This window comes from Bacillus sp. FSL K6-6540 (assembly GCF_038007545.1).
The window spans coordinates 1366728-1387803 of the sequence record NZ_JBBOXH010000002.1 but is presented as its reverse complement, the minus strand read 5'-3'; the positions used below and the strand labels follow the sequence as shown (position 1 = coordinate 1387803).

Below are 21076 nucleotides of genomic sequence, written 5' to 3'. Positions count from 1 at the left end.
GGTAAAGGGAAATTAAAATAAAAAAACACACCAAATTAGTTTGGTATGTTTTTTATTTTAATTTAAATTATTTGATCAAATGTCTTTACTGGCTCAATACCAAGGTAAGCATAAAAGGCTGGGTTTATCTGATACCTTTTAGAATTTTTATTTCTTTGAGCAAGTTTGTCTGAGAGTTTATCAATTATTTTGGCAGGTCTTTTACCACCATAAAATTCAAATTTCCCCTTTTGTGTTTCTTGTCCAACAAACGTTAATTCACAGAGAATTTTTATTACCTCATCTATATTTTGAGAGGTACAATTTTTTAAACATTCTATAAGCCTTTCTTCAGAAAGTATTGGCTGTTCTCCTACAAATTCATAAAAAATAGATTCAAGATCCCCAACTCTGTTGCCATTTTCAGGAAATAAGGAAGACAAGGCATATTCTGAATAAGCGTATTCAGCAGCTAGAAAATCTTCTTCTTCAACTTTAGCATGTCCCTTATTCACTGCTTCTTGTAAAGCAGATTTAAAAAAGAAAATTATATCCCTAGGACGAGGGATTATTAAATTAGAAATAAATTCTTTCAGTGGAACCCCATTTACATTCTCACAAAAATACTCTTTCCAAAGTGCTTCAGGGCTAGTAACACCGTTACTGCTATAGTCAATTCTATTTTCAATAATTCTGAAAAGCATTAAAGGTTCATTCCAGGACAAATTTTTATAAGGGACCTTGTCTCTCTCGTCAACAAAACTCATAAGTCTAGAAAAGATATCACTTCTTAAAAAAACTATTAAAGAAAGATTGACTTTTACGTGTTTATATGAACTTTTATGAAATTCATCTGTAATTTTATGAACAACATTCAATAGTCCTGATAATAATTGACTCATACTTTCTAGATCAGCACTATCATTCCATCCCTTGTCTAGGTTATCTATTAAAATAGTAACTTTCTCCTTATCCTCCAAAACCATCCCCAGATGATTTCTTAACTCTCTTATCATAGTTTCATGTAAATATTCACTTACTCTTAATCTACTTTCTTCCATACTCTCTTCGGCTGATATAGAACTTAAGTTTTTAACTACATTTTCAAGCCTTAATGTAAAATCAGCGTTTATTATTCTTTCGTGTGTCTTAACAAAACTTATAAAATTATCTTCCCCTTCAGTTTTTTGATAATGAAGAGGTAAATTATCAAGAAACTCAAAAAACTGTCTACCTATCTCAGTGTATATTAGAAATTTCCATACACTCTCTATTAAGTGCCCTTGTTCTGATCCTTTCTTTAAGCTGCTAATAATTTTTAATACACCTTCAAATTCATGACCTTGTGGCTGAATAGATACCACAAAATTTCTCTTGTCATCTCTCATTTCACTGCGAATTTTAATTAAATTCGCAGTTTTCCCAGTACCTTTTCGTCCTACAAATAACACTTGTTGTGCATTTAACGCTTCTTTATACTCAGCAGTTTCTAGAAAATACTCGATTAAATCATGATTTTCATTTTCTGCTACATGATCACCTATTAAAAGGTTCGATAACTTTCCTAGAGCTTTTTTTTCTTGTTTAAACTCTGAATGCTCTGAACTTTTCTCATTGAATTTGTTAACAATTGGTTCAAACCATTCTTTAAATAATGATTCACATTCCTCTGTATTCCTATGCGTCTTTAAAATATCCTCAAAATCCAATGGAGATTTAAACGGATCATGAGCTAGCAATAAAGTTTTTTTACCTAACCCAACTGACAAACCCGCTATAAGAGATTTTCTCGCAGTAATCAATGGCTTATCTTCTTTAGTATCCTTATTGTGAAAATGTATTACTGTTCCTAAAGCATTCGGCAATAAATTTAGATACCACCTTAATTGTTCACGTCCCTCATAAGGATCATCCATCTTTTTTGGTAATCTTGATTTATTTATTATAGAGTCTATTCTGCTCGACTCATTTGTATTGACCTCGCATTTCATATATATTAAATTACTGTTTATTTCTGCATGTTCAGGTCTAAGGTCAATTTTAGTTAATGTTCTGTACGGGTTATCGTGATAAAATTTTTCAACAAGCTGATCAGAATTTTCGTAACCATTGTAACCAATAGTAGTAATAGCACTTAACATTTTGTAATTTTTAACAGAATCACGATGTGCAGTATTTAGGGTAATCCATATTTTTTTTTCTTTTGCAATAGCATAACCTAGTTCATACAGTACATTAGGATTTAAGTATGTAAGATCACACATAAAAAGGTCACATTGTTCAATTGCATTTAAAATGTTATCTATTATAAATTTTCCAGAAATCTCGTAATCTTCCCATGTTGTAATTTTAATAGATCGTCCTCTATTGATTTCCTCAACTGATTCACGAATATTTTGTAATAAGTCATCCCTATGTGATGGATATGCATAAAAAGCCTTGGGAATTGCCATTGTCAACATCTCCTTTGAATTAATTATATCACCTAGAGATTTTTAACAAAAGAATTTATTGGAACAAATTCCATTTTTGGTTAGACACCGTTCTTCCATTGCTCAAGGCTCAGAAATTTAACCGCTATGGACACAGAAACAAAAAAAATTTCGATTTGGAGACTTACTATAGGTAACTGGTGAGTTTTGGTGAGCAACTCTTCTCTCATAGCCGTATTTCCGCACAAAAAAATAATACCAAAGGTGGTTAAACCCTTGGTATTATTGGGATGCGGCCGAGAGGACTTGAACCTCCACGGGTTATTCACCCACTAGGCCCTCAACCTAGCGCGTCTGCCATTCCGCCACGACCGCGTGATCATTAAATTGTGTTTGTGCTGGTTTAGTAGGCTCTTAACCTAGTAAAACCGATTTGCGTGCACTTTGTAAATAAAGTGCGGGTGAAGGGACTCGAACCCCCACGTCGTAAGACACTAGATCCTAAGTCTAGCGCGTCTGCCAATTCCGCCACACCCGCAAAAAGACAAATGGTGAGCCATGAAGGACTCGAACCTTCGACCCTCTGATTAAAAGTCAGATGCTCTACCAACTGAGCTAATGGCTCTTACTATTAGATTTCAAAAATAAAAATGGCTGGGCTAGCTGGATTCGAACCAACGCATGACGGAGTCAAAGTCCGTTGCCTTACCGCTTGGCTATAGCCCAACGAAATGGAATGACCCGTACGGGATTCGAACCCGTGTTACCGCCGTGAAAGGGCGGTGTCTTAACCGCTTGACCAACGGGCCGATGGTTGAGAACTTATATCGAAATCTTATGGCGGAGAAGGAGGGATTTGAACCCTCGCGCCGCTTACGCGACCTACACCCTTAGCAGGGGCGCCTCTTCAGCCACTTGAGTACTTCTCCAATATGGCTCCACAGGCAGGATTCGAACCTGCGACCGATCGGTTAACAGCCGATAGCTCTACCACTGAGCTACTGTGGAATAATGAGACAAGACTTATTATATCAGCCTTGATTTGCAGTGTCAAGAGGTAAATGTTTTTATTTATCTCTCGTGACGACTTTTATAATGTAACATAGGCTTGCCATATTCGTCAACCTTTTTCACGAAAAAATTCTTTTTATTTTTCCGCGGCATTTTCCGCATCTGTAACTGTCAGGGTTCATGGCGCGCTTCTTTATATACTGTTGGCCGCAGGCCGTACAGATATACATATAAGTTTTTTTGTTTTCCGCTTTTTTCTTAAGGGGTGTACAGAACCTCGGCGCGTTGACCTGCTGCAGTAGCATTCTAAAATCTCTGTCTCTGTGCTTGTACCCTTTTCCTTCAAGGTGGAGATGATAATGGCAGAGCTCGTGCTTGATGATGCCGATCAGCTCCTCCCTGCCGTGTTCAATCAGATATTTTCTGTTCAATTCAATGTTATGAGAGGTTAACAGGTACCTTCCGCCCGTGGTTTTAAGCCTGTCATTAAAAAGCGCCTGATGGCGGAACGGCTTTTTAAAATATGTTTTAGAAATATCCTCTGTCAGCTTTTGAAGCTCTATATTATCCATGGTGCACCTCACTTAAAAAACATTGAACGGGACAATTCACCGTTCGCATACAATATGGTAATCACCGTCCCTCTTATGATAAAAGCTGAGGAGGAATGAGCCTATGCCAAATTGGCTTAAAAAGCAGATGCAAAAAGCGTTCCTTGAAAAAGATAATTACCAAATTAAACTGCTGAATCAATGCTGGTATTTCTATAGGAAAAAACACTGCTCGTAAGCAGTGCTTTTATTTTACCATAGACAGCGATACTCTGCCTTTTTGTACATCTACGCCGTCAACCCAAACTGTCACGATATCGCCCACAGATACGACATCAAGAGGATGCTTGACGAATTGATTGCTCAGTTTTGAGATATGCACAAGCCCGTCTTGTTTGACTCCGATATCAACAAACGCTCCGAAGTCCACTACATTGCGCACGGTGCCCTGCAGTTCCATTCCCTCTTTCAAATCTTCCAGCTGAAGGACGTCTGTTTTCAGCAAAGGCTTAGGCACCTCATCGCGCGGATCGCGTTCCGGCCTTGTCAGCTGTTCACAAATGTCTTTCAGAGTGATTTCGCCGATTCCCAGCTCTTTTGCCGTTTCAGAAAGCGCCAGCTGATTGATTTTGTCCTTCAATTCCGCCGTGCCGATATGTTCTGTTGAAAGTCCGAGTTTTTTCAAAAGCGCTTTTGTTTCTTTATAGCTTTCCGGGTGGATGCCTGTTCTATCCAAAGGCTCTGTCCCTTCCTGCACTCTTAAGAAACCGATACATTGCTCATAGGTTTTCGCACCGAGCCTTGGGATGTCCTTCAGTTCCTTTCGATTTGAAAACTTTCCGATTTCCTCACGTTTTTTGACAACGTTGCCTGCTACAGACTTCGATAATCCAGCTACATATTGAAGCAGCGCGGCGGAGGCTGTGTTGACGTTTACTCCCACCTGGTTTACGACAGTTTCGACGACAAACCGCAGAGATTCATTTAAGCGTTTTTGGCTGACGTCATGCTGATACTGTCCGACACCAACAGACTTCGGATCGATCTTAACGAGCTCCGCGAGCGGGTCTTGAAGTCTTCGCGCAATAGACACGGCACTGCGCTCTTCAACCTTAAGGTCAGGGAATTCTTCTCGGGCCAGCTCTGAAGCCGAATAGACGCTTGCACCCGCTTCATTGACGATCACATAATAAATTTTGCGCGGCATGTCTTTCAGTACATTGACGATGAATTGTTCTGTTTCTCTGGATGCTGTGCCGTTTCCGATCGCCACCATCTCGACTTGATACTGCTCAAGAATCTTTTTCACTTTTTCATGGGCTTCTTTTGTTTTGTTGACTGGCGCATGCGGATAGATCACATCAATTTTCAGGACTTTTCCAGTCTCATCTGACACAGCAAGCTTACAGCCGGTTCGAAAGGCTGGGTCAACACCGAGAACGGTTTTGCCTTTCATCGGCGGCTGCAAAAGAAGTTTTCTCAAGTTCTCTGAGAAAATATGAATCGCCTGTTCATCAGCTTTTTCTGAGAGCTCTTTCCTGATTTCACGCTCGATTGCCGGCTGGATCAGCCTTTTATAGCTGTCTTCAATTGTCTCCTGCAAAATCTCTTTTACGGATGTTGAGCGATTTTTAATGATTTGTTTTTCTAAATACGCCTTAATGTGATCCGCAGGCGGTTCGATTGACACCTTTAAAATATCTTCTTTTTCGCCGCGGTTCATTGCCAGTACCCTATGCGGAACGACTTTTGCAATTGGCTCTTCATACTCGTAATACATTTCATACACATTTTTCTCATCGGTGTCTGCCGACTTTCCGGCTGCGGACTTAATGGTTCCTCTTTTGAAGGTTTCCTGGCGAATCCACTTTCTGAAGGTCGGCTCGTCTGAAATTTGTTCCGCAATAATGTGCTTGGCGCCTTCAATCGCTTCTTCTCGTGTGAACACTTCTTTTTCTTCGCTGATGTATTGGTCTGCTGTTGCTGCCAGACGATCATCTTGGGGAAGTGTCAGGATATAGTCGGCTAGCGGCTCAAGGCCTTTGCTTTTGGCGACTGTCGCCTTTGTTTTACGTTTTTGTTTATAAGGACGATAAAGGTCTTCCACTTCCTGAAGCTTCACCGATTGCTCGATTTTACGTTTTAGATCATCTGTCAGTTTATCCTGCTCTGCAATCAGCCTGATGACTTCTTCTTTTCGCTGATTCAGGTTTTGTATGTATTGCCAGCGTTCAGAAATCGTCTGAATCTGAACCTCATCCATTGAACCCGTCTGCTCTTTTCGATACCGGGCAATAAACGGGACTGTATTGCCGTCCTCAAGCAGGCGGATGACACTTTCAACGTGTTTTTGTGATAAACCTATTTCTTTCGCAATTTGCTGTTTTAAAAGGGCTGACGTTTCCATGTAACCAAAGCCTCCAATTTTGTCGTTCTGTCTCTAGTGTATCAAAAACCGAAAAAAACACATAAAAAAAGACAGCTGACGCTGCCCGTCTCTTTACTCATGTTTCAATAGTTCCTGTAATCCGCTCAGAAAATTCTCTTTTTTCATCGCAGCTGCAAAGAAGGCTTGATCAATCTTCTCAACAATTGGCAAAGCCGCTGTTACTTTTTCTCCTCCTGTTTCTGTAAGAGACAGGAGAACCTCTCTTTTATCTTGGGGATTTTTGCTTCTTTCGATAAATCCTTTTTTCTCAAGCGTCCGCACAACCTCCGAAACCATCATGATATTGGTCTGGCTGAAGCTTGCAAGTTTTTTTTGCGTGACGGTTTCTCCGTGAGCAATCATATACTTGCACGAGGTCAGCAGAACAAATTGAACGTGGGTCAGGTCAAACTCAGCCAATGCTTTTCCCACTTTCCGCTGCCAGCTTTGCGTGGCCTGCCATAATAAAAAGCCCGGGCTTGTGTTCGGACCGCTAAATTTAGAGTGCCATTCCACTTATGTTAACTCCCATCGCTTGTGCTATTGTCAAAAAATCTTTTTTGCTTATTTCAAAGTGTCCACTGCGAAATAAAAAGCCAAGATGCTTGGTTTCCTGAACAAATTCAAGCTTTGATTTAATGTCGTAAAAACCGATTTTATGGCATGGATAATAGTCTATATCTAATCGGTATGGAATAAAATTCGGAGCCATTTGATACGGATAGATGTTTCCGCTTTTTACTTTGCCGATCGCAGTAAAGCTTCGCAGCAGTTTGCCGTCTGGATATGCGTCTCTCGGAGAATAATAAATCAGCCAATCTCCCTCTTTCATTTTGGCGAGCGGGGCTTTTTTTCCATGGCACAGCTGTGCAAAACCGCCGGCAGCGCCTTTTAATACATGCTGCTCTGACACAACGCCGATCCAGTAATTTGTGTTCATTTTATCACTCCTCCGTAAAGATGGACAAGCCTGCTGACAGCCGTCGGCATGTCTTTAGACAGTTCAGTCCCAATGATTTCTCCCCACTTTTTGCTTCAGCGCCTTCTAATACAATTCCATATGTGATACGCAAATCTTCTTTTTGCTTTTGAAGCACGTGAAAAAACTCCATTTTTACATTGCTATGCGGGCATGTTGACCATGACAGAAAACGCCCGATGTTTCTCCACATGCTCAAGCCATAAGAGAATTGTTTTTCCTTGCAGAAGCAATGTTCCTTCCGTTCCATTTTGAAATTGTCCTTTCAAAGAATCTGATGCAATACCCGTCTCCCATTGATCCATTGTTTCTGTTTCCTGATAACAGTTCCAGGTTTTCCCACATCCGCATCAGCTATCGCTGTGTATTCATAATTCCACATCCATAAGCTCCCAGAATGATAAGTTCACTTATTAATTATAATAAGCGCACTTATTAATAGTCAACCGCAAAAAAAAAGAAGCCGGATGTCCAGCTTCTTTTTCTGGTTTTTTAGGACAGCTGTCCGAGAATATAGGTCAGGTCATCTTTTCTCGATGTCGTATACATTTTCAGCGAATTCGATATTTCTTCTACCGATTGGCCTTTTTTTAAATGGGAGCGGATATCAGGTACGTTGAGTCCATCTGTATGTATAATGAACTTTGAACCCTTTTCATAGGTGGCGGTGTGCGTTTTGTATTTTTGCGGCTTGCCTGATAAATAGCCCGAAATCGGCAGAGGATAAAAGCTTTCACCAGACGGGGAATGCAGAATAAACCGTACATTTCCGACAGAGCAGTACGTAAACTGCCTTTGCTCAAAATTGATTTTCAGGATAGATGCTGTAGCGCCTCTTTTGTTTTTCATCGCCTGATTACAGCGTTCGATAATTGTTTCTACGTCTTCACTCGCATAGTTTTCCACTAAGTCTTTGATGGCTGCAGAGGATTCGTTAGCAAGTGATCCGCTTCCCAGTCCGTCAGCAACCGCGCAAATTAACTCCTTATCATCAGCTTTCATAAAAAAGCTGTCACCGCAAATCGATTTCCCTTCTTTATTCAGTTGATATACTAGAGTTTGAATATGCTCATTTTCTTCAACCTGGATCATTACATTAACTCCATCGAGGGATCTTCAATCAAGGCCTCTCTGAGCTTCTTCACAGCTTTGCGCTGCAAGCGCGAGACGTGCATTTGAGATATACCGAGAATGTCCCCAGTTTCTTTTTGGCTTTTGTTTTGAATATACGTAAGGTCTATGATTTGTTTTTCACGATCTGAAAGGACATGAAGCACGCTTTGCAGCATCAATTGCTGGTTGACCCGCTCATATCCGTCCTCCTGTGATCCGACGATATCAAGAATCGTGACGGTGCTTCCGTCCGAATCCGCTTCAATGCTGTGGTCAACGGATAAGGCTTGGTAGCTTTTGCCCATTTCCATCGTTTCAAGAACCTCTTCTTCAGAAACATCGAGGAATTCGGCAATCTCTTCTACTTTCGGCGATCTTTGTGTTTCAGTGGTCAGCTGATCAACCGCCATTTTGATTCTTGGACCCAGTTCTTTAATTCGTCTCGGCACATGAACGCTCCATGTTTTATCTCTGAGGAAACGTTTAATTTCACCGATGATTGTCGGAATTGCAAAAGCTTCAAACGATTTGCCGACAACAGGATCGTATCGCTTAATCGCGCCTAGCAGCCCGATCATGCCGACCTGGCGGAGATCCTCGTGGAAGCTTTTGCCTTTTGAATATTTTTTCGCAAGCATGTCAACCAGATTTGTATACACCCGCACAAGCGTTTCCTGCGCCTGTTCATCTTGCTTTGTTTGGTAATCGCTTATGAGCCGATCGACTTCATCTTTAGTTAGTTTCGTAGTTTTTGATGGTTGTGTCATGATCAACTCGCTCCCCATTTAAATACTTTGTCATCGCTACGGTGACGCCGGAGTGGTTTTGCACTCTGACTTCATCCATGAGCGTTTCCATTAAATATAGACCGAGCCCTCCTTCTGATAATTGATCAACTGTGTGCGAAGGTGTGTACGGCCCTAGATCCTGCTGCTTTTGATCAAAGTCAAAGCTGTCTCCTTCATCCGCCACAATAATCTCTAAACGGTCTTCAAACACACCGAATCGTATTGACACTTCCCCAGTTTTATCTTCTTTGTAAGCGTGCTGAACCGCATTTGTGCACGCCTCGCTGACTGCGATTTTCAAATCTTCAATTTCATCGTACGTATAGCCCATTCTGCTTGCGACCCCTGATAGCGTCAGTCTTATAATTCCAACATATTCAGGTTGGGCCGGCACTTTCATTTCGATGTAATCAACATTATTCTTCATTGCACTCCACCTTCTGACTTTGCAGAAATATCAATGATGTCCTTCAAGCCTGTAATGTCAAACAGTCGGATCAGCCGGTCAGAAAGATTTTCAAGTTTCAGCGAACCGCCTTGTTTTTTCACCATTTTAAAGGTCCCTACAAAAACGCCCAATCCGGTACTGTCCATGTAGCTGACATCTTTCAGGCAAATTCTTAAGTCAGCTCCTTGTTCTGCCAGAGGAACGAGCTTCTCTCTGAGCACCGGGGCTGAGTATACATCAATTTCTCCTGCAATGTTTACTTGTATATCATTCTCGTTTTGCTTCACATCAACATTTATATTCATTCGTATCACCTCAAATTTTCCTTCAAATCACTAATCACTAGTTGCTTTATACCCTCGTCTGGCAGACGTTAAACCTTTCTCCGCAAAACAATTAACGTAAAATCATCGTGAAGCTGAAAATCCTGCAATTTGAGGAGGCTGTCATAAATGTTTTTGACCATTTCCTGCGCGGAGGAACACATATGTTCCTCAATGAGCTTCTGCAGATCAGGACGCTCCAAGAAACCGTTTTCCGTTCTGCATTCTGTGACGCCATCAGAAAATAAAACAATCATATCGCCCTTTTCCAGATGCTGATCGAATTGTTTGTAGTCATAGTCCTGCGAGATGCCGAGAACGAGTCCTTTGGCCTCTAAATCGTAAAACGTGTTGTCCTTTTGAGAATAATAGAATCCCGGTTCATGTCCCGCTGAAGCATATGTAAATTGATGATTGTCCATATTGTAATTCGCATAAAACATCGTAATAAACATACTGGCATCAACGTTTTGTTCAACAACACGATTCAAATTTTTCAGCACTTGAGAAGGGTGTATGCCCGTTTCCGGCAAAGAGTCCATCGCGTATTTAATCATGGACATGCATAAAGCCGCTGGAATGCCTTTTCCGATCACGTCCGCGATTGCGATATTGATGGATTCCTTGTCTTTGACAAAGTGGTAGTAATCACCGCTCATCTGTTTAGCGGGAACACTGATGGCGCCGATATCCAGCGCTTCCTCCTGGGGAACTTTAGTTCCGAGCAGCGTCTGCTGGACATTTGCCGCGATTTCAATTTCTGATTTGATTTCCTGCTGTATCCCTCTAAGGGTTTGATGCTCCTGATAAGCCATTCCATAACCAATCATGACTTCTATTAAAAAATCCAGCGAATGAAACACATCTTCCGGGAGACTTGGATACAGCTCCTTCAGCACTTTTCTGTGAATGCTGATGATTTCTTCCGGAGGAATTTGGTGCTCGATTGTTTTTCGGCTGAATTTTTGGGCTTGATATAAAGATGTTTCTGTTAATTCGGCTATATATCGGCTAAGCAGCTGATGATACCGCTGCTCAATAACCTCCCTAAAATCCACGTTCTTACCTCCTACCGAAGCCATTTGATGGCTTGTATCTCTGTTCCTTCCCCCGCTACGGAATTTAAGCTGAATTCATCCATCAGCCTTTTGACCCCGGGAAGTCCCGCACCAAGTCCTCCAGACGTTGAAAACCCGTCTTCCATGACTTTTCGGATATCAGGAATTCCCGGCCCTTGGTCTTCCGCTATGATTTTCAGGCCTTTTTTTCCTCTGTCTGCGACCTGTTCAATTCCAATCTGCCCTTTGCCGGCATATAAATAAATATTCCTGGCTAATTCTGAAATAGCCGTTGTAATTCTAGCCTGGTCTACCGTGCCGAAACCCAGTTCTTTCGCAACGTTTCGTCCCAGCTGTCTGGCGGCCACAATATCCCATTCTGTCATGATTTTTACACAGGATTGGTCGTTCATTCGCTATTCCCCCAATTCCCGCTTCAATGTCTCAAGCCCCTGCTCTAAGTCGAGCGCAGTTTCGATTTCCTCAAGCGCGATTCCAAGTTCAATCAGCGTCACTGCCACAGCGGGCTGAATGCCGGTCAAGACGACTTTAGCCCCCATTAACTTAGACATTGTAATGACGTCGCCCAGCACTTTCGCGATAAATGAATCAATCATATCCACAGATGTCAGGTCAATGACGACTCCGTTAGCACCTGTTTCGTATATTTTATTTAATAAGTCTTCTTGAAAAGTTAATGCTGTCTGGTCATCAAGTTCCCATTGAATGGATACTAATAAGCAATTATACAGTTTCAAGATCGGGATTTTCGGATGTCTCAAAATGTTATTCCCCCAATGAAACGATTTTTCGATCCGTCATTTCCAATGCTGTTTGAATTCCTTTTTGCAGGGTATTCTTAGTTATAACTTGGGATAAATCAATCCCCAGGTTGACGATTGTTTGAGCAATTTCCGGACGGATTCCGGCCAGCAGGCATTTTGCTCCGACAAGCCTTACAGCTTCTGATGCCTGAATAATATGATGGGCAACCATCGTATCGACGACAGGGACACCTGTAATGTCAATCAGCACGACTTGGGAACGGTGTTTGACGACGCCATTAAGAAGGTTTTCCATAATTCGTTTCGCGCGTTCGGTATCAATTGTTCCGACAAGAGGCATCACAGTGATATTTTCAAACACCGGGATAAGCGGGGCAGACAGCTCTTGCAGTGCGATTTTTTGCAGAGATACTGTTTTTTCCCATGAGATTGAGTATTGATTAAAAATTTCTGTGTTAATCGGGCTGAAAAAGCGGTCAATCTGCCAGATTAATTCCGTGCTCTCTTGATCTGGCAATCTCTTATCATTCATTTTCGTGTAGAGACGCTTCCAGAATTCAGCAAGCGCAGTAGCCAAAAACTTCATAGACAGTCCGATTTGGACTGCTCGAAGCGCCAGTTCGCTGATTTGGCTTTCAGCAGCGTTTTCGTCCTTAACAGACAGCAGCAGAATGTCGATATATTCTTTAGATATATTTTCATACACTTGGTCAGTCAGCTGATAGGATTCTTGCTCGCTTAATTCTTTTAGTGTGTCAGTCCACAATTGGAGCAGTTCATTTTGATTTTCGGCAATGAACTGGTATACAGTCTGATTCGACATCAAATTCGCTTACCTCCCAATAAAAAACAACATATTTTTTTCGTTATTTCACTATTATATCGTTTATGTTTTTTGAAAACAAAAAAAGTTGCTCTATTTGAGCAACCTGCAAATATGTCTAAAAATCAATGAGTGCCAAACTGATTTGTAAGGCTTCATCAACCTTATCCATCATTTCATCATCCAGATGAGTAATCTTATCCGTTAACCTTTGCTTGTCAATCGTCCGAATTTGCTCCAGCAAAATAACGGAATCTCTTTCAAAACCGTAGCGTTTTGCATCGATTTCGACGTGGGTTGGTAATTTCGCTTTCTGTATTTGTGCTGTTATGGCTGCAACAATAGCAGTTGGGCTGAAGCGATTTCCGATGTCATTTTGGATCACTAAAACCGGGCGCACCCCGCCTTGCTCTGAGCCAACAACAGGAGATAAATCAGCAAAATAAACATCGCCGCGTTTCACAATCAAATGATTATCCTCCGCTGACTAAGCGCTCAACTGTCGTTTCAGCCTCGCACTCCGCAAAGTGAGCCTCAGAAGAAATATTCAGGTTGATTTTCGCCATTTCCATATAGCCGCGTCTCATCAAATCACGGTTGTGACGAGTTGTTCGTTCGCTGACATACGCTCTCACTGCTTGTGATATCAGTTCGTTTCTGCTTCGTTTCTCCCGCATCGCTACACCATCCAATTCAGCTACTAGGTTTTCGGGCAAGCTGATTTTCATTTCGGTTCTTGCGCTGGATTCAGACAAAAAACATACACCTCCACCAAACTTACGGATACGACTCTTTTATCCATCCAGTGATAATGATACCATTATTCACTCTTCAAGCAAAGCTGTTTTATGAATTCTCCATTTAGGTAAGTTAATTGCTTGTATTTACCTGCAATAAAGGATTTCTTACTTCCATTATACTCCCATTTTCCAAAAACATACGGGGAACACGGGAACTTATTGTACAGGCCACCTCATAGTTAATGGTTTCGAGCCTTCCTGCAATCTCATCCATGGAAATATATTCATCCCCCTGCCGGCCTATTAATGTGACTTTTGTGCCCGGCGGATATTCCTGATCCAGCTCCACCATAAATTGGTCCATGCAAATTCGGCCGGCAATTTTCAAGCGTTTTCCCTTCACAAGGATGTCAGTCCCTTTCAATTTTCGGAGCCAGCCGTCCGCATAGCCTACAGGCACCGTCCCGATCCATGTGTCTTTTTCCGCTGTGTACTCGGCTCCGTAGCTGACGCTCTCGCCTTTTCTGATCAGTTTGACATGCGACAGCGTCGAATGCAGGGTAAATGCCGGACGCAGCTGAAACGGTATCTCGTCCGAAATGTCAGCAGACGGGCGAAGGCCATACATGCCGATGCCGAATCTGACTGCATTAAAAAAGCCTTTTTTCAGCCGGAGTCCGGCGGCGCTGTTCGCGCAGTGGACCATCAGATTCTTTAACGGCAGCGGAGCAATCAGCTCTTTAAAACGCTCAAACTGCATTAAGAAATAGCCTCTTTCTTTTTCATCCGCTGTCGCAAAATGGGTAAATACCCCTTTGCACTTTAAACGAGGGTTGCGGTCAAGAATGGCCATCACGTTCTGAACTTCTTCCTCTGTTTTTACACCAAGTCTGTTCATCCCCGTATCGACCTTCAGATGAAAATGAAGAGAACCTTTTTTCGTGTGGCGGGCTGCCTCCTGAAGCCATTCAACAGAATAACCTGTTAAGGTCACGTCATACTCAGCAGCGATTGCCACATACTCCGGGGGAACCGCGCCAAGCACCAATATAGGCGCCTTCAATCCCTTTTTGCGCAGTGAAATCGCTTCATCCAAAATGGCCACGGCCAAGCATGAAGCACCTGCGTCAAGAGCAGCCTTTGCTGTTTCTGCATCACCATGACCGTAGGCGTTTGCTTTCACAACTGCCATCAAGTGGACATGTTCACCGATATGTTTTTTCATATTGCTGACATTTTCCTTTATCGCGGACAAGTCAATTTCCGCCCACGTATCTCTGTAAAAAGGTTTTGTGCTCATTACGACACTTCCTAGCTTTTATTCAATATCATTTACATATCATACTAAAATTAAAGGCTAAAGGGAAACGATGTCTAACGAAAAAAAGGCCAAATCATGTTTGGCCTTTGGCGGTTATTTCGATGATTGTCCCTGCATGCTTTTCGCTACTGTCACCATTTCCTCTTTAGAAAGATCTTTAGAAGAGAGAAGGTAATCTACGCCGTCATATGTCCATGATAATGATGCATCCGACAGGGCGCCGATAGTGTAGCCGAGATTTACCGGTTCGCCGTTCAGCGTAACGGAGGAGGAAGCCTTGGCAATCTGGGCTTTTTCCTGAATTAACGTAAATGATTTTTCTCCTCCGTAGGTCATGATGATGCGCTTCCCGTCTTCAGTAGATATATCTTTTTCTTCAAGCAGCTTGACGCCAAGCGGCAGTTCCAGCGGCGTTTTGACCGCAAATGTATCGGAAGGCTTCGCGCTTGTGGCGACATCCATTTGAGAAAGAGTCATATTTTTCTTTTCGTCAAATGATTCTTTATCAAATTGTTTATTAAATTCAAAGCTGCTGAATTCTACTTTGACCATCACTTTCCGGTCAGTATCCATCACTTTGACAGATGACGGGCTCATATCTTTTTTGTTAAATGTGATTTCTTGCGTGGGCAGCATTTTGTTATGCTGATAGTTTGTTTTTGTTTCAAATACGTATTTCTTTTCTTTCGCTGTGAAAACTGCATCCGAATCGTTTTGAACATCCTTTACGAGCGATTCAAACAGATAAACCTGGCTGCTGTTGTTCGGCCAATCGCTTTGAAATCTGAAGCTCTTATTTAAAGACGGCGTGAGAACGAATACTCCGTTTTCATTTCGTAAAATGACTTGGTTTTGGTCCTTTTTCGGATTTTCTAAATAAACCCTGTACAGAGACGGCTTTTTGTGCCAGATTTCCACATTGTATACTTGAGGCTCACTCCCTGTCTCGATGGTCATTTTCGCTTTTGCTTTGTACGAGGTGTATTCTTTCGCCTTTTCATCTAACCCGGCCACAATATCTTGCTGTGTTTTTTGCCCGCAGGCAGAAAGAATAAGAACAGCAAGCAGTCCCGTTAAAAGCAAAACAAAGCTTTTTCTCACCTTTTTCAACCCCTTTTTCTCAATTGATGTAAAAGGAAGAAATCGCTTGTTTGACTTTAACGGTACGCTCGGTACACGTTTAGGCAGAACAGATGCGTACCATAAAAGCCTCAAACAACTTGTCTCCCTTAATGCACTATCAAATATATGAGTGGGGTTTCCCTAATATGCAAACTAGCTTGACAACCTTTCAATCACAACCTGCGCGGCAGCGTATTCTTTTGTATGAGTGATTGATACGTGAACGGCAGCCTGGCTCAGTTTCGTGCAAATGATATAGGGCTTGCCATTTTGGTCTTTCCTAATTTCAATGTCCTGAAAGCTGAGCTGTCTCCCAATGCCGGTGCCAAATGCTTTCGAGAAAGCTTCTTTTGCCGCGAATCTGCCCGCGAGAAATTCGATTTTTCTTTTCTCTGAAAGCTCATAGTATTGGTCAAGCTCGCTTCGCGTCAAAATCCGCTCGGCAAACCTTTTCTGGCGCCCAGCCATAGAGGCGATCCGTTTAAGCTCGGTAATGTCCAGCCCAATGCCGTAAATCATGTATGATAACCTCCTTTGCGTACGTACTATTTAAATGGTTTGTCTCATAAACGTGTTACTATAGATATACCAAAATGAAGAAAAGGGGCTCGGAATGTTTATACGGACTGAAAATTTTCAAACATTTATCAGGCTTTACCCCGTTGTCACCTTTATATTGGCTTTGCAAGCTGTTCTCTGGCTGTTTTTTTCACTTCCTGCCCATTCAGTCGTGTTATGGAGGGATACCGTCACAGGCTATAATCTAGGTGTCGCAAACGGTGAATGGTGGCGGCTTATCACACCGATTTTGCTGCACGCCGGTTTCACACATCTGCTGTTTAATTCCATGTCCATCTTTTTATTTGCCCCGGCTTTGGAGCGCATGCTGGGAAAAGCGCGTTTCCTTCTTGTATACGCCGGCTCCGGCATCATCGGCAATATCGGCACTTATGTTACAGAGCCGCTTGATTACGTGCATGTCGGGGCTTCAGGCGCCATTTTCGGGCTATTTGGCGTATACCTGTTTATGGTTCTTTTTCGCAATGAGTTAATTGGGCAGGAGCATTCCAAAATGATCATCACACTGCTCGCATTTGCCATTCTCATGTCGTTTATCAACTCCAATATTAACATGATGGCCCATTTGTTTGGACTATGCGGCGGGTTTCTTCTTTCGTTTTTATGCGTGCAAAAAAAAGAGCGGCGGTATTAACCGCCGCTTCAGATTGTTGACAAAATCCTAAAATGGTTTTCATTTTAGGATTTTGTCATCTTTTCAGCGTGATTGAAAACCCTTGAAGTCTAGGAAGGACGAGCATAGGAGCGGAGCGAATGTTCTAATTCGTGAGCACCGAAGCGCAGTCCTGACAACGAATGCGAGGGTTTGCCGACACGCTGGAGCGGCGGTATTAACCGTCCGCTTTTTCATATGAGTACCACTTTAAAATGAAGGCTGCATCCTCTTCACCTACGTCCCTCACCGTTAACTCTTCCATATGGCTCGATGATTTCACCGAAGTAGAAATGGTATACAAGCGGCCTTTCTTTTGGAAATAGGATTGGCTGAACTTGCAGACCTGCATTCGTTTTTTCAGTACAATGGCGGTTGTTCTGCCTATAAATCTAGACGTCAGCTGAAGACGGTCCCCGTTGATCGTCCATGCAGCCTCTTTATACGCGAGATAGCCGAAGAGCAATTCTATCGGCAGCAGGATGACTGACAGATAGCCCCATGGCTGAAAGAAGATACATAACGGGATGATCAAAAAGAGTGAAAAAATGACAGAACGGAACAAATAGCGTTTCAACGCGCGCCGCGGCAGGCGGCGGCAGTTTTCTTCCAGCGTGTATTCCGGCGTAAATGTTCGGAGCATGTGCGGAAGCTTTTTTTTATGAATCATTGGAAAGAGAATGGTCAAAGCGCCTTCTTCTTTTTCCCGGTCGCCGCCTCCTGCGCTGACGATGGAAACCGTTACAAATCCGAAAAGCTGGCGAATGATATTTTCTTTGATTTTAATGGCTTGTATTTTTCGCAGCGGAATCGTGACTTGATGTTTTTCAATAATTCCCCTTGAAATCACCAGTTCCTGTTCTTTTTTTATGATTTGAAAGTTTGCGTATCTAAACATCATGCCCGCGATGCTGAAAATCCAGGCGATAAATAAACCGATAAAAATGAGTACCGCGTAAATACCAATACTGGCGTGCTGAAGGAAGGAAAACTTATCGAATAACCAATCCATTGGCAGCACTTCATCAAGCTGGGAAATAAGTGCAAATACAGCTGAGATAATGACTCCGATTCCGCCGGAGGTAGAAGCGGCCATGAGCAATTCTTTCGCGTTCATGCGATAGTGCTCTTGCACCTCAACGACCGGAACCAACTCCTCTTCAGCTTCAAGCCATTCTTCATCAAGTTCATTTTCTCGTCTTTGCGCTTTTTTCTTAAAGACAGCTTCTTTGATGCGTTCGGCTTCTTCAACAGAAATAGCAGAAAGAACGGCTTCTGCCTCCTTGCCTCCGCCTGCTGTTTCAATTTGCAGCTTCACAAGCTTAAAGATTTGCTGGACAAGGCCCGCGCTCGTATTCATTGTTTGAATCCGATCAATCGATATGTATCGCTTTTTCGTAACAAATAAGCCTTCTTCAATTCTAAATTCATCATCTTCAATTCGATAGGTAAACCTTCTCCATTTGATAATGCTTGCCGCTACAAGCCAGATGAACAGCACACCGAGCGCAATGGCTCCGTAAAAACGGACAGTATGGTTTGAATTGACAATATACACAAAAAAGAATGGCAGAATGATATTTTTTATCGTTTGAATAATGGTATGGCATAAATTCAAAATGACTGCCGCCGGGTGCAGGCGTTTCGGTTCAGACATCATCGTCAGTCACCCTCGCCAGACGGGAAATGGAGTCTCTCAGCCGATCCGCTTCCTCCATCTCTAAAGCGGGGATCGAATGAACGGTCGCGGCCGTGGAAATTTTCACCGTTGCCAGGTTGTATTTTTTTAATAATGGCCCTTGTGACGTATCGACGTGCTGAACTCTGACCATCGGAACAATCACACGTGTCACCACAAAAATACCTGACTGAATATCTATTTCATGTTCATGGACTTCATATCGCCACACCTTATGACGGACCTTCGGAATGATAAAGACCGTCACAATCGATCCCAGCAGCCAAACTGCGCCGAGCACGCCGCTGATCCAGTACGGCCAATGAAAATAATAGCTTAACACTGCAACTGCAATGACAATAAGCAAGCAAACAGCGGATATGATGATCTCTTGAAGTCGCCAAACCTTTAATCCGTCTGGACTGATTTGGTTTTTTGGCTGCTCTCTCAAAAATACCTACCTCCCTTTTTTTCGTCGTTATTTATACGTCTCTTTTACAGAAAGGTTTCATTCTTAAGCATACAGAGAAAAATGGCTTCCGTCAGCTGAAAGTTTGCTGAATAACAAATCGCGAACATAAAAAAGCCCAAAACATCATGTTTTGGGCTCTCGATCGATCAAATTAGTAAGATTTTTTCTGGCGTCTGTCACCTGAAGAACGGCGATCGTTTGAACGCTTTTTGTCATAGGAAGAACGGTTGTTGCTTTTCCCTTTTCCGCCGCGGTAGCCGCCGCCTTGACCGTCTCTGCGTTTAGAAGAGCGCTGGTTCTTGTAGCGTTTGCTGACCATCGGCGCTTCGTCTGTTAAGCGAACCGGTGTGTCGTCTGGCTCTTTAGTAGCCATTTTGATAGCCGCCGCAACCACTGTTACTGCATCATGATCTTCAAGCAGCTCAGCTGCCGCTGTCATGTAGAAGTTCAGGTTGTTTTCACTGATTGTTGTGCGAAGACGTTCAACAGTAACCTGTTGCTGGCCTTCTAACGCTTCATCAAGTGTAGGCTCCTTCATGCGGTCCATTTTGCGTTTTGTTGTTTGTTCAATTGCGCGAAGCATGCTTTTCTCACGCGGTGTAATGAACGTCATCGCCATACCTGTTTTTCCTGCACGGCCCGTTCTTCCGATACGGTGAACGTAGCTTTCAGGATCTTGAGGCACGTCGAAGTTGTATACGTGTGTAACACCTGAGATATCAAGTCCGCGAGCGGCAACATCAGTTGCGACTAGAACTTCGATTGCGCCTTCTTTAAATTTACGAAGCGCAACCATACGTTTCGCCTGCGTTAAGTCACCGTGAATTCCTTCAGCTGCATATCCGCGAAGGTTCAGGGCTTCTGCCAGCTCATCGACACGGCGTTTTGTACGTCCGAATACGATCGCAAGCTCAGGAGACTGAATGTCAAGAAGGCGAGTCAGTGTATCGAATTTTTTGCGTTCTTGCACTTCCAAATAGAACTGCTGAATGTTAGAAACCGTCATTTCTTTCGCTTTTACTTTTACGTGTTCCGGCTCAGTCATAAAGCGCTCTGCAATGCGTTTGATCGGCGCAGGCATTGTGGCAGAGAACAGAAGTGTCTGATGCTCGCTTGGCACGTTTGAAAGGATAGATTCAATATCGTCAATGAATCCCATGTTCAGCATTTCATCCGCTTCATCCATTACAACGGTATTTACATTGTTTAAACGAATGGTGCGGCGGTTGATGTGGTCAAGAAGACGTCCAGGTGTTCCGACAATAATATTCGGATTCTTCTTTAACGCCCGGATTTGCCGTCCAATATCCTGTCCGCCGTAAATAGGAAGAACCTTCGCACGTTTATCTTGTCCGATTTTATACAATTCTTCAGATACTTGAATGGCTAATTCACGGGTTGGCGCGATTACGATTGCTTGAATATTAGGAGACTCGGGGTTAATTTTTTCAACAAGGGGTATACCAAACGCAGCTGTTTTACCTGTACCTGTTTGCGCTTGTCCAATGACGTCTTTATTTGAAAGTCCGAGCGGTATCGTTTGTGCCTGAATCGGTGTTGCTTCTTCAAATCCCATACGATTAATTGCTTTCATGAGATCAGAACTTAAATTAAAATCTTGAAACGTTATAGTCAAATTATTCAAACTCCTTCTAATTGCTGTTTCAGTAATGTCGTGATTTACCACTTATAAAACTGCCCTTTAGACAAGAAGGACAGGATCCATCCGTATACAAAGCCCGAATTACTTTAAGTTTTATCTTACCATTACACTATTTGTTTTTCAATAAGATG

General features: G+C 42.6%; 24 protein-coding genes, 7 tRNA genes and 1 pseudogene. 2 read left to right on the top strand and 30 right to left on the bottom strand.

Going from position 1 to position 21076, the window contains the following annotated elements:
• Positions 1-62: 62 nt before the first annotated feature.
• The 9 genes from MHH82_RS39500 to MHH82_RS39460 form a co-directional block, all read right to left on the bottom strand.
• Complete coding sequence (locus MHH82_RS39500; RefSeq protein WP_072175172.1) at positions 63-2432, bottom strand: P-loop ATPase, Sll1717 family; 2370 nt, start codon at positions 2430-2432, stop codon at positions 63-65.
• Between the two features lie 270 nt (positions 2433-2702).
• Positions 2703-2786 (bottom strand) — tRNA-Leu (locus MHH82_RS39495).
• 81 nt (positions 2787-2867) lie between these two features.
• Positions 2868-2949 (bottom strand) — tRNA-Leu (locus tag MHH82_RS39490).
• A gap of 11 nt (positions 2950-2960) precedes the next feature.
• Positions 2961-3036: transfer RNA gene (locus tag MHH82_RS39485), tRNA-Lys, on the bottom strand.
• 26 nt (positions 3037-3062) lie between these two features.
• A tRNA-Gln gene (locus tag MHH82_RS39480) sits at positions 3063-3137 on the bottom strand.
• A gap of 11 nt (positions 3138-3148) precedes the next feature.
• Positions 3149-3220, bottom strand: a tRNA-Glu gene (locus MHH82_RS39475).
• Between the two features lie 29 nt (positions 3221-3249).
• A tRNA-Ser gene (locus MHH82_RS39470) sits at positions 3250-3340 on the bottom strand.
• 4 nt (positions 3341-3344) lie between these two features.
• Positions 3345-3419 (bottom strand) — tRNA-Asn (locus tag MHH82_RS39465).
• Positions 3420-3541: 122 nt separating this feature from the next.
• Positions 3542-3994, bottom strand: a complete 453-nt coding sequence (locus MHH82_RS39460) for a SprT family protein (protein WP_072176005.1) — start codon at positions 3992-3994, stop codon at positions 3542-3544.
• A gap of 103 nt (positions 3995-4097) precedes the next feature.
• On the opposite strand from MHH82_RS39460, the gene cmpA reads away from it, so the two are divergent.
• Positions 4098-4211, top strand: coding sequence for a cortex morphogenetic protein CmpA (gene cmpA, locus MHH82_RS39455; RefSeq protein WP_003225207.1), 114 nt, complete (start codon positions 4098-4100; stop codon positions 4209-4211).
• A 9-nt stretch (positions 4212-4220) separates the two neighbouring features.
• On the opposite strand, the gene MHH82_RS39450 is transcribed toward cmpA, so the two are convergent.
• The 18 genes and pseudogenes from MHH82_RS39450 to acpS all read right to left on the bottom strand — a co-directional run bounded on the left by MHH82_RS39450 (position 4221) and on the right by acpS (position 16420).
• Positions 4221-6380, bottom strand: coding sequence for a Tex family protein (locus tag MHH82_RS39450; protein WP_015252761.1), 2160 nt, complete (start codon positions 6378-6380; stop codon positions 4221-4223).
• 93 nt (positions 6381-6473) lie between these two features.
• Complete coding sequence (locus MHH82_RS39445) at positions 6474-6917, bottom strand: MarR family winged helix-turn-helix transcriptional regulator (protein WP_014475883.1); 444 nt, start codon at positions 6915-6917, stop codon at positions 6474-6476.
• Entirely contained in the window at positions 6901-7341 is a 441-nt protein-coding gene (locus MHH82_RS39440; RefSeq protein ID WP_049139597.1) for an EVE domain-containing protein, read from the bottom strand. The genes MHH82_RS39445 and MHH82_RS39440 overlap by 17 nt, the downstream gene beginning before the upstream one ends.
• Positions 7338-7630 (bottom strand): annotated as a pseudogene (locus MHH82_RS39435) (hypothetical protein). Before MHH82_RS39435 ends, MHH82_RS39440 begins: the two are co-directional and overlap by 4 nt.
• Before the next feature lie 15 nt (positions 7631-7645).
• Entirely contained in the window at positions 7646-7762 is a 117-nt protein-coding gene (locus MHH82_RS39430; RefSeq protein ID WP_120027795.1) for a hypothetical protein, read from the bottom strand.
• 110 nt (positions 7763-7872) lie between these two features.
• Positions 7873-8472 (bottom strand): phosphoserine phosphatase RsbX, encoded by a 600-nt coding sequence (gene rsbX / locus MHH82_RS39425; RefSeq protein WP_021481701.1) that lies wholly within the window; start codon positions 8470-8472, stop codon positions 7873-7875.
• Complete coding sequence (gene sigB, locus MHH82_RS39420; RefSeq protein ID WP_003246715.1) at positions 8472-9260, bottom strand: RNA polymerase sigma factor SigB; 789 nt, start codon at positions 9258-9260, stop codon at positions 8472-8474. The genes rsbX and sigB overlap by 1 nt, the downstream gene beginning before the upstream one ends.
• Positions 9226-9708 carry an anti-sigma B factor RsbW gene (gene rsbW, locus MHH82_RS39415; RefSeq protein WP_021481702.1) on the bottom strand — a complete coding sequence of 161 codons (483 nt, stop codon included), beginning with the start codon at positions 9706-9708 and terminating at the stop codon, positions 9226-9228. The genes sigB and rsbW overlap by 35 nt, the downstream gene beginning before the upstream one ends.
• On the bottom strand, positions 9705-10034 hold the full coding sequence (gene rsbV / locus MHH82_RS39410) for an anti-sigma factor antagonist RsbV (RefSeq protein ID WP_014475877.1): 330 nt from the start codon (positions 10032-10034) through the stop codon (positions 9705-9707). The genes rsbW and rsbV overlap by 4 nt, the downstream gene beginning before the upstream one ends.
• A 68-nt stretch (positions 10035-10102) precedes the next feature.
• Positions 10103-11110 carry a phosphoserine phosphatase RsbU gene (gene rsbU, locus MHH82_RS39405; RefSeq protein ID WP_014478900.1) on the bottom strand — a complete coding sequence of 336 codons (1008 nt, stop codon included), beginning with the start codon at positions 11108-11110 and terminating at the stop codon, positions 10103-10105.
• Between the two features lie 11 nt (positions 11111-11121).
• The gene (gene rsbT / locus MHH82_RS39400) at positions 11122-11523 is read right to left on the bottom strand and encodes a serine/threonine-protein kinase RsbT (RefSeq protein ID WP_003225192.1); all 402 of its coding nucleotides are present in this window, start codon (positions 11521-11523) and stop codon (positions 11122-11124) included.
• 3 nt (positions 11524-11526) lie between these two features.
• Positions 11527-11892: an RsbT antagonist protein RsbS gene (gene rsbS / locus MHH82_RS39395; protein ID WP_003225190.1), complete on the bottom strand. Its 366-nt coding sequence runs from the start codon at positions 11890-11892 to the stop codon at positions 11527-11529.
• A gap of 4 nt (positions 11893-11896) precedes the next feature.
• On the bottom strand, positions 11897-12721 hold the full coding sequence (gene rsbRA / locus MHH82_RS39390) for an RsbT co-antagonist protein RsbRA (RefSeq protein WP_009966610.1): 825 nt from the start codon (positions 12719-12721) through the stop codon (positions 11897-11899).
• 115 nt (positions 12722-12836) lie between these two features.
• On the bottom strand, positions 12837-13187 hold the full coding sequence (ndoA, locus tag MHH82_RS39385; protein ID WP_003156187.1) for a type II toxin-antitoxin system endoribonuclease NdoA: 351 nt from the start codon (positions 13185-13187) through the stop codon (positions 12837-12839).
• Positions 13188-13191: 4 nt separating this feature from the next.
• Positions 13192-13473 carry a type II toxin-antitoxin system antitoxin EndoAI gene (endB, locus tag MHH82_RS39380; RefSeq protein ID WP_003225183.1) on the bottom strand — a complete coding sequence of 94 codons (282 nt, stop codon included), beginning with the start codon at positions 13471-13473 and terminating at the stop codon, positions 13192-13194.
• A gap of 115 nt (positions 13474-13588) precedes the next feature.
• Complete coding sequence (gene alr / locus MHH82_RS39375) at positions 13589-14758, bottom strand: alanine racemase (protein ID WP_015252766.1); 1170 nt, start codon at positions 14756-14758, stop codon at positions 13589-13591.
• 114 nt (positions 14759-14872) lie between these two features.
• Positions 14873-15889 carry a LolA family protein gene (locus tag MHH82_RS39370; RefSeq protein WP_003234282.1) on the bottom strand — a complete coding sequence of 339 codons (1017 nt, stop codon included), beginning with the start codon at positions 15887-15889 and terminating at the stop codon, positions 14873-14875.
• A gap of 165 nt (positions 15890-16054) precedes the next feature.
• Positions 16055-16420 (bottom strand): holo-ACP synthase, encoded by a 366-nt coding sequence (gene acpS / locus MHH82_RS39365; RefSeq protein WP_015252768.1) that lies wholly within the window; start codon positions 16418-16420, stop codon positions 16055-16057.
• 94 nt (positions 16421-16514) lie between these two features.
• Here acpS and MHH82_RS39360 point away from each other — a divergent pair, with 94 nt between their 5' ends.
• The gene (locus MHH82_RS39360) at positions 16515-17114 is read left to right on the top strand and encodes a rhomboid family intramembrane serine protease (RefSeq protein WP_041850724.1); all 600 of its coding nucleotides are present in this window, start codon (positions 16515-16517) and stop codon (positions 17112-17114) included.
• A 196-nt stretch (positions 17115-17310) separates the two neighbouring features.
• Here MHH82_RS39360 and MHH82_RS39355 read toward each other — a convergent pair whose 3' ends face one another.
• The 3 genes from MHH82_RS39355 to cshA form a co-directional block, all read right to left on the bottom strand.
• Positions 17311-18792 carry a PH domain-containing protein gene (locus MHH82_RS39355; protein WP_021481704.1) on the bottom strand — a complete coding sequence of 494 codons (1482 nt, stop codon included), beginning with the start codon at positions 18790-18792 and terminating at the stop codon, positions 17311-17313.
• On the bottom strand, positions 18782-19261 hold the full coding sequence (locus MHH82_RS39350) for a PH domain-containing protein (protein ID WP_003234318.1): 480 nt from the start codon (positions 19259-19261) through the stop codon (positions 18782-18784). The genes MHH82_RS39355 and MHH82_RS39350 overlap by 11 nt, the downstream gene beginning before the upstream one ends.
• Positions 19262-19433: 172 nt before the next feature.
• Positions 19434-20918, bottom strand: a complete 1485-nt coding sequence (cshA, locus tag MHH82_RS39345) for a degradosome RNA helicase CshA (RefSeq protein WP_003246685.1) — start codon at positions 20916-20918, stop codon at positions 19434-19436.
• Positions 20919-21076: the final 158 nt, after the last annotated feature.

Excerpts from the sequence above, each read along its gene's own strand:
- MHH82_RS39500 (WP_072175172.1), bottom strand. The coding sequence starts at position 2,432 with ATGGCAATTCCCAAGGCTTTTTATGCATATCCATCACATAGGGATGAC.
- MHH82_RS39460 (WP_072176005.1), bottom strand. The coding sequence starts at position 3,994 with ATGGATAATATAGAGCTTCAAAAGCTGACAGAGGATATTTCTAAAACA.
- cmpA (WP_003225207.1), top strand. The coding sequence starts at position 4,098 with ATGCCAAATTGGCTTAAAAAGCAGATGCAAAAAGCGTTCCTTGAAAAA.
- MHH82_RS39450 (WP_015252761.1), bottom strand. The coding sequence starts at position 6,380 with ATGGAAACGTCAGCCCTTTTAAAACAGCAAATTGCGAAAGAAATAGGT.
- MHH82_RS39440 (WP_049139597.1), bottom strand. The coding sequence starts at position 7,341 with ATGAACACAAATTACTGGATCGGCGTTGTGTCAGAGCAGCATGTATTA.
- MHH82_RS39430 (WP_120027795.1), bottom strand. The coding sequence starts at position 7,762 with ATGTGGAATTATGAATACACAGCGATAGCTGATGCGGATGTGGGAAAA.
- rsbX (WP_021481701.1), bottom strand. The coding sequence starts at position 8,472 with ATGATCCAGGTTGAAGAAAATGAGCATATTCAAACTCTAGTATATCAA.
- sigB (WP_003246715.1), bottom strand. The coding sequence starts at position 9,260 with ATGACACAACCATCAAAAACTACGAAACTAACTAAAGATGAAGTCGAT.
- rsbW (WP_021481702.1), bottom strand. The coding sequence starts at position 9,708 with ATGAAGAATAATGTTGATTACATCGAAATGAAAGTGCCGGCCCAACCT.
- rsbV (WP_014475877.1), bottom strand. The coding sequence starts at position 10,034 with ATGAATATAAATGTTGATGTGAAGCAAAACGAGAATGATATACAAGTA.
- rsbT (WP_003225192.1), bottom strand. The coding sequence starts at position 11,523 with ATGAACGACCAATCCTGTGTAAAAATCATGACAGAATGGGATATTGTG.
- alr (WP_015252766.1), bottom strand. The coding sequence starts at position 14,758 with ATGAGCACAAAACCTTTTTACAGAGATACGTGGGCGGAAATTGACTTG.
- acpS (WP_015252768.1), bottom strand. The coding sequence starts at position 16,420 with ATGATTTACGGCATTGGGCTGGACATTACCGAGCTTAAACGGATCGCC.
- MHH82_RS39360 (WP_041850724.1), top strand. The coding sequence starts at position 16,515 with ATGTTTATACGGACTGAAAATTTTCAAACATTTATCAGGCTTTACCCC.
- MHH82_RS39355 (WP_021481704.1), bottom strand. The coding sequence starts at position 18,792 with ATGATGTCTGAACCGAAACGCCTGCACCCGGCGGCAGTCATTTTGAAT.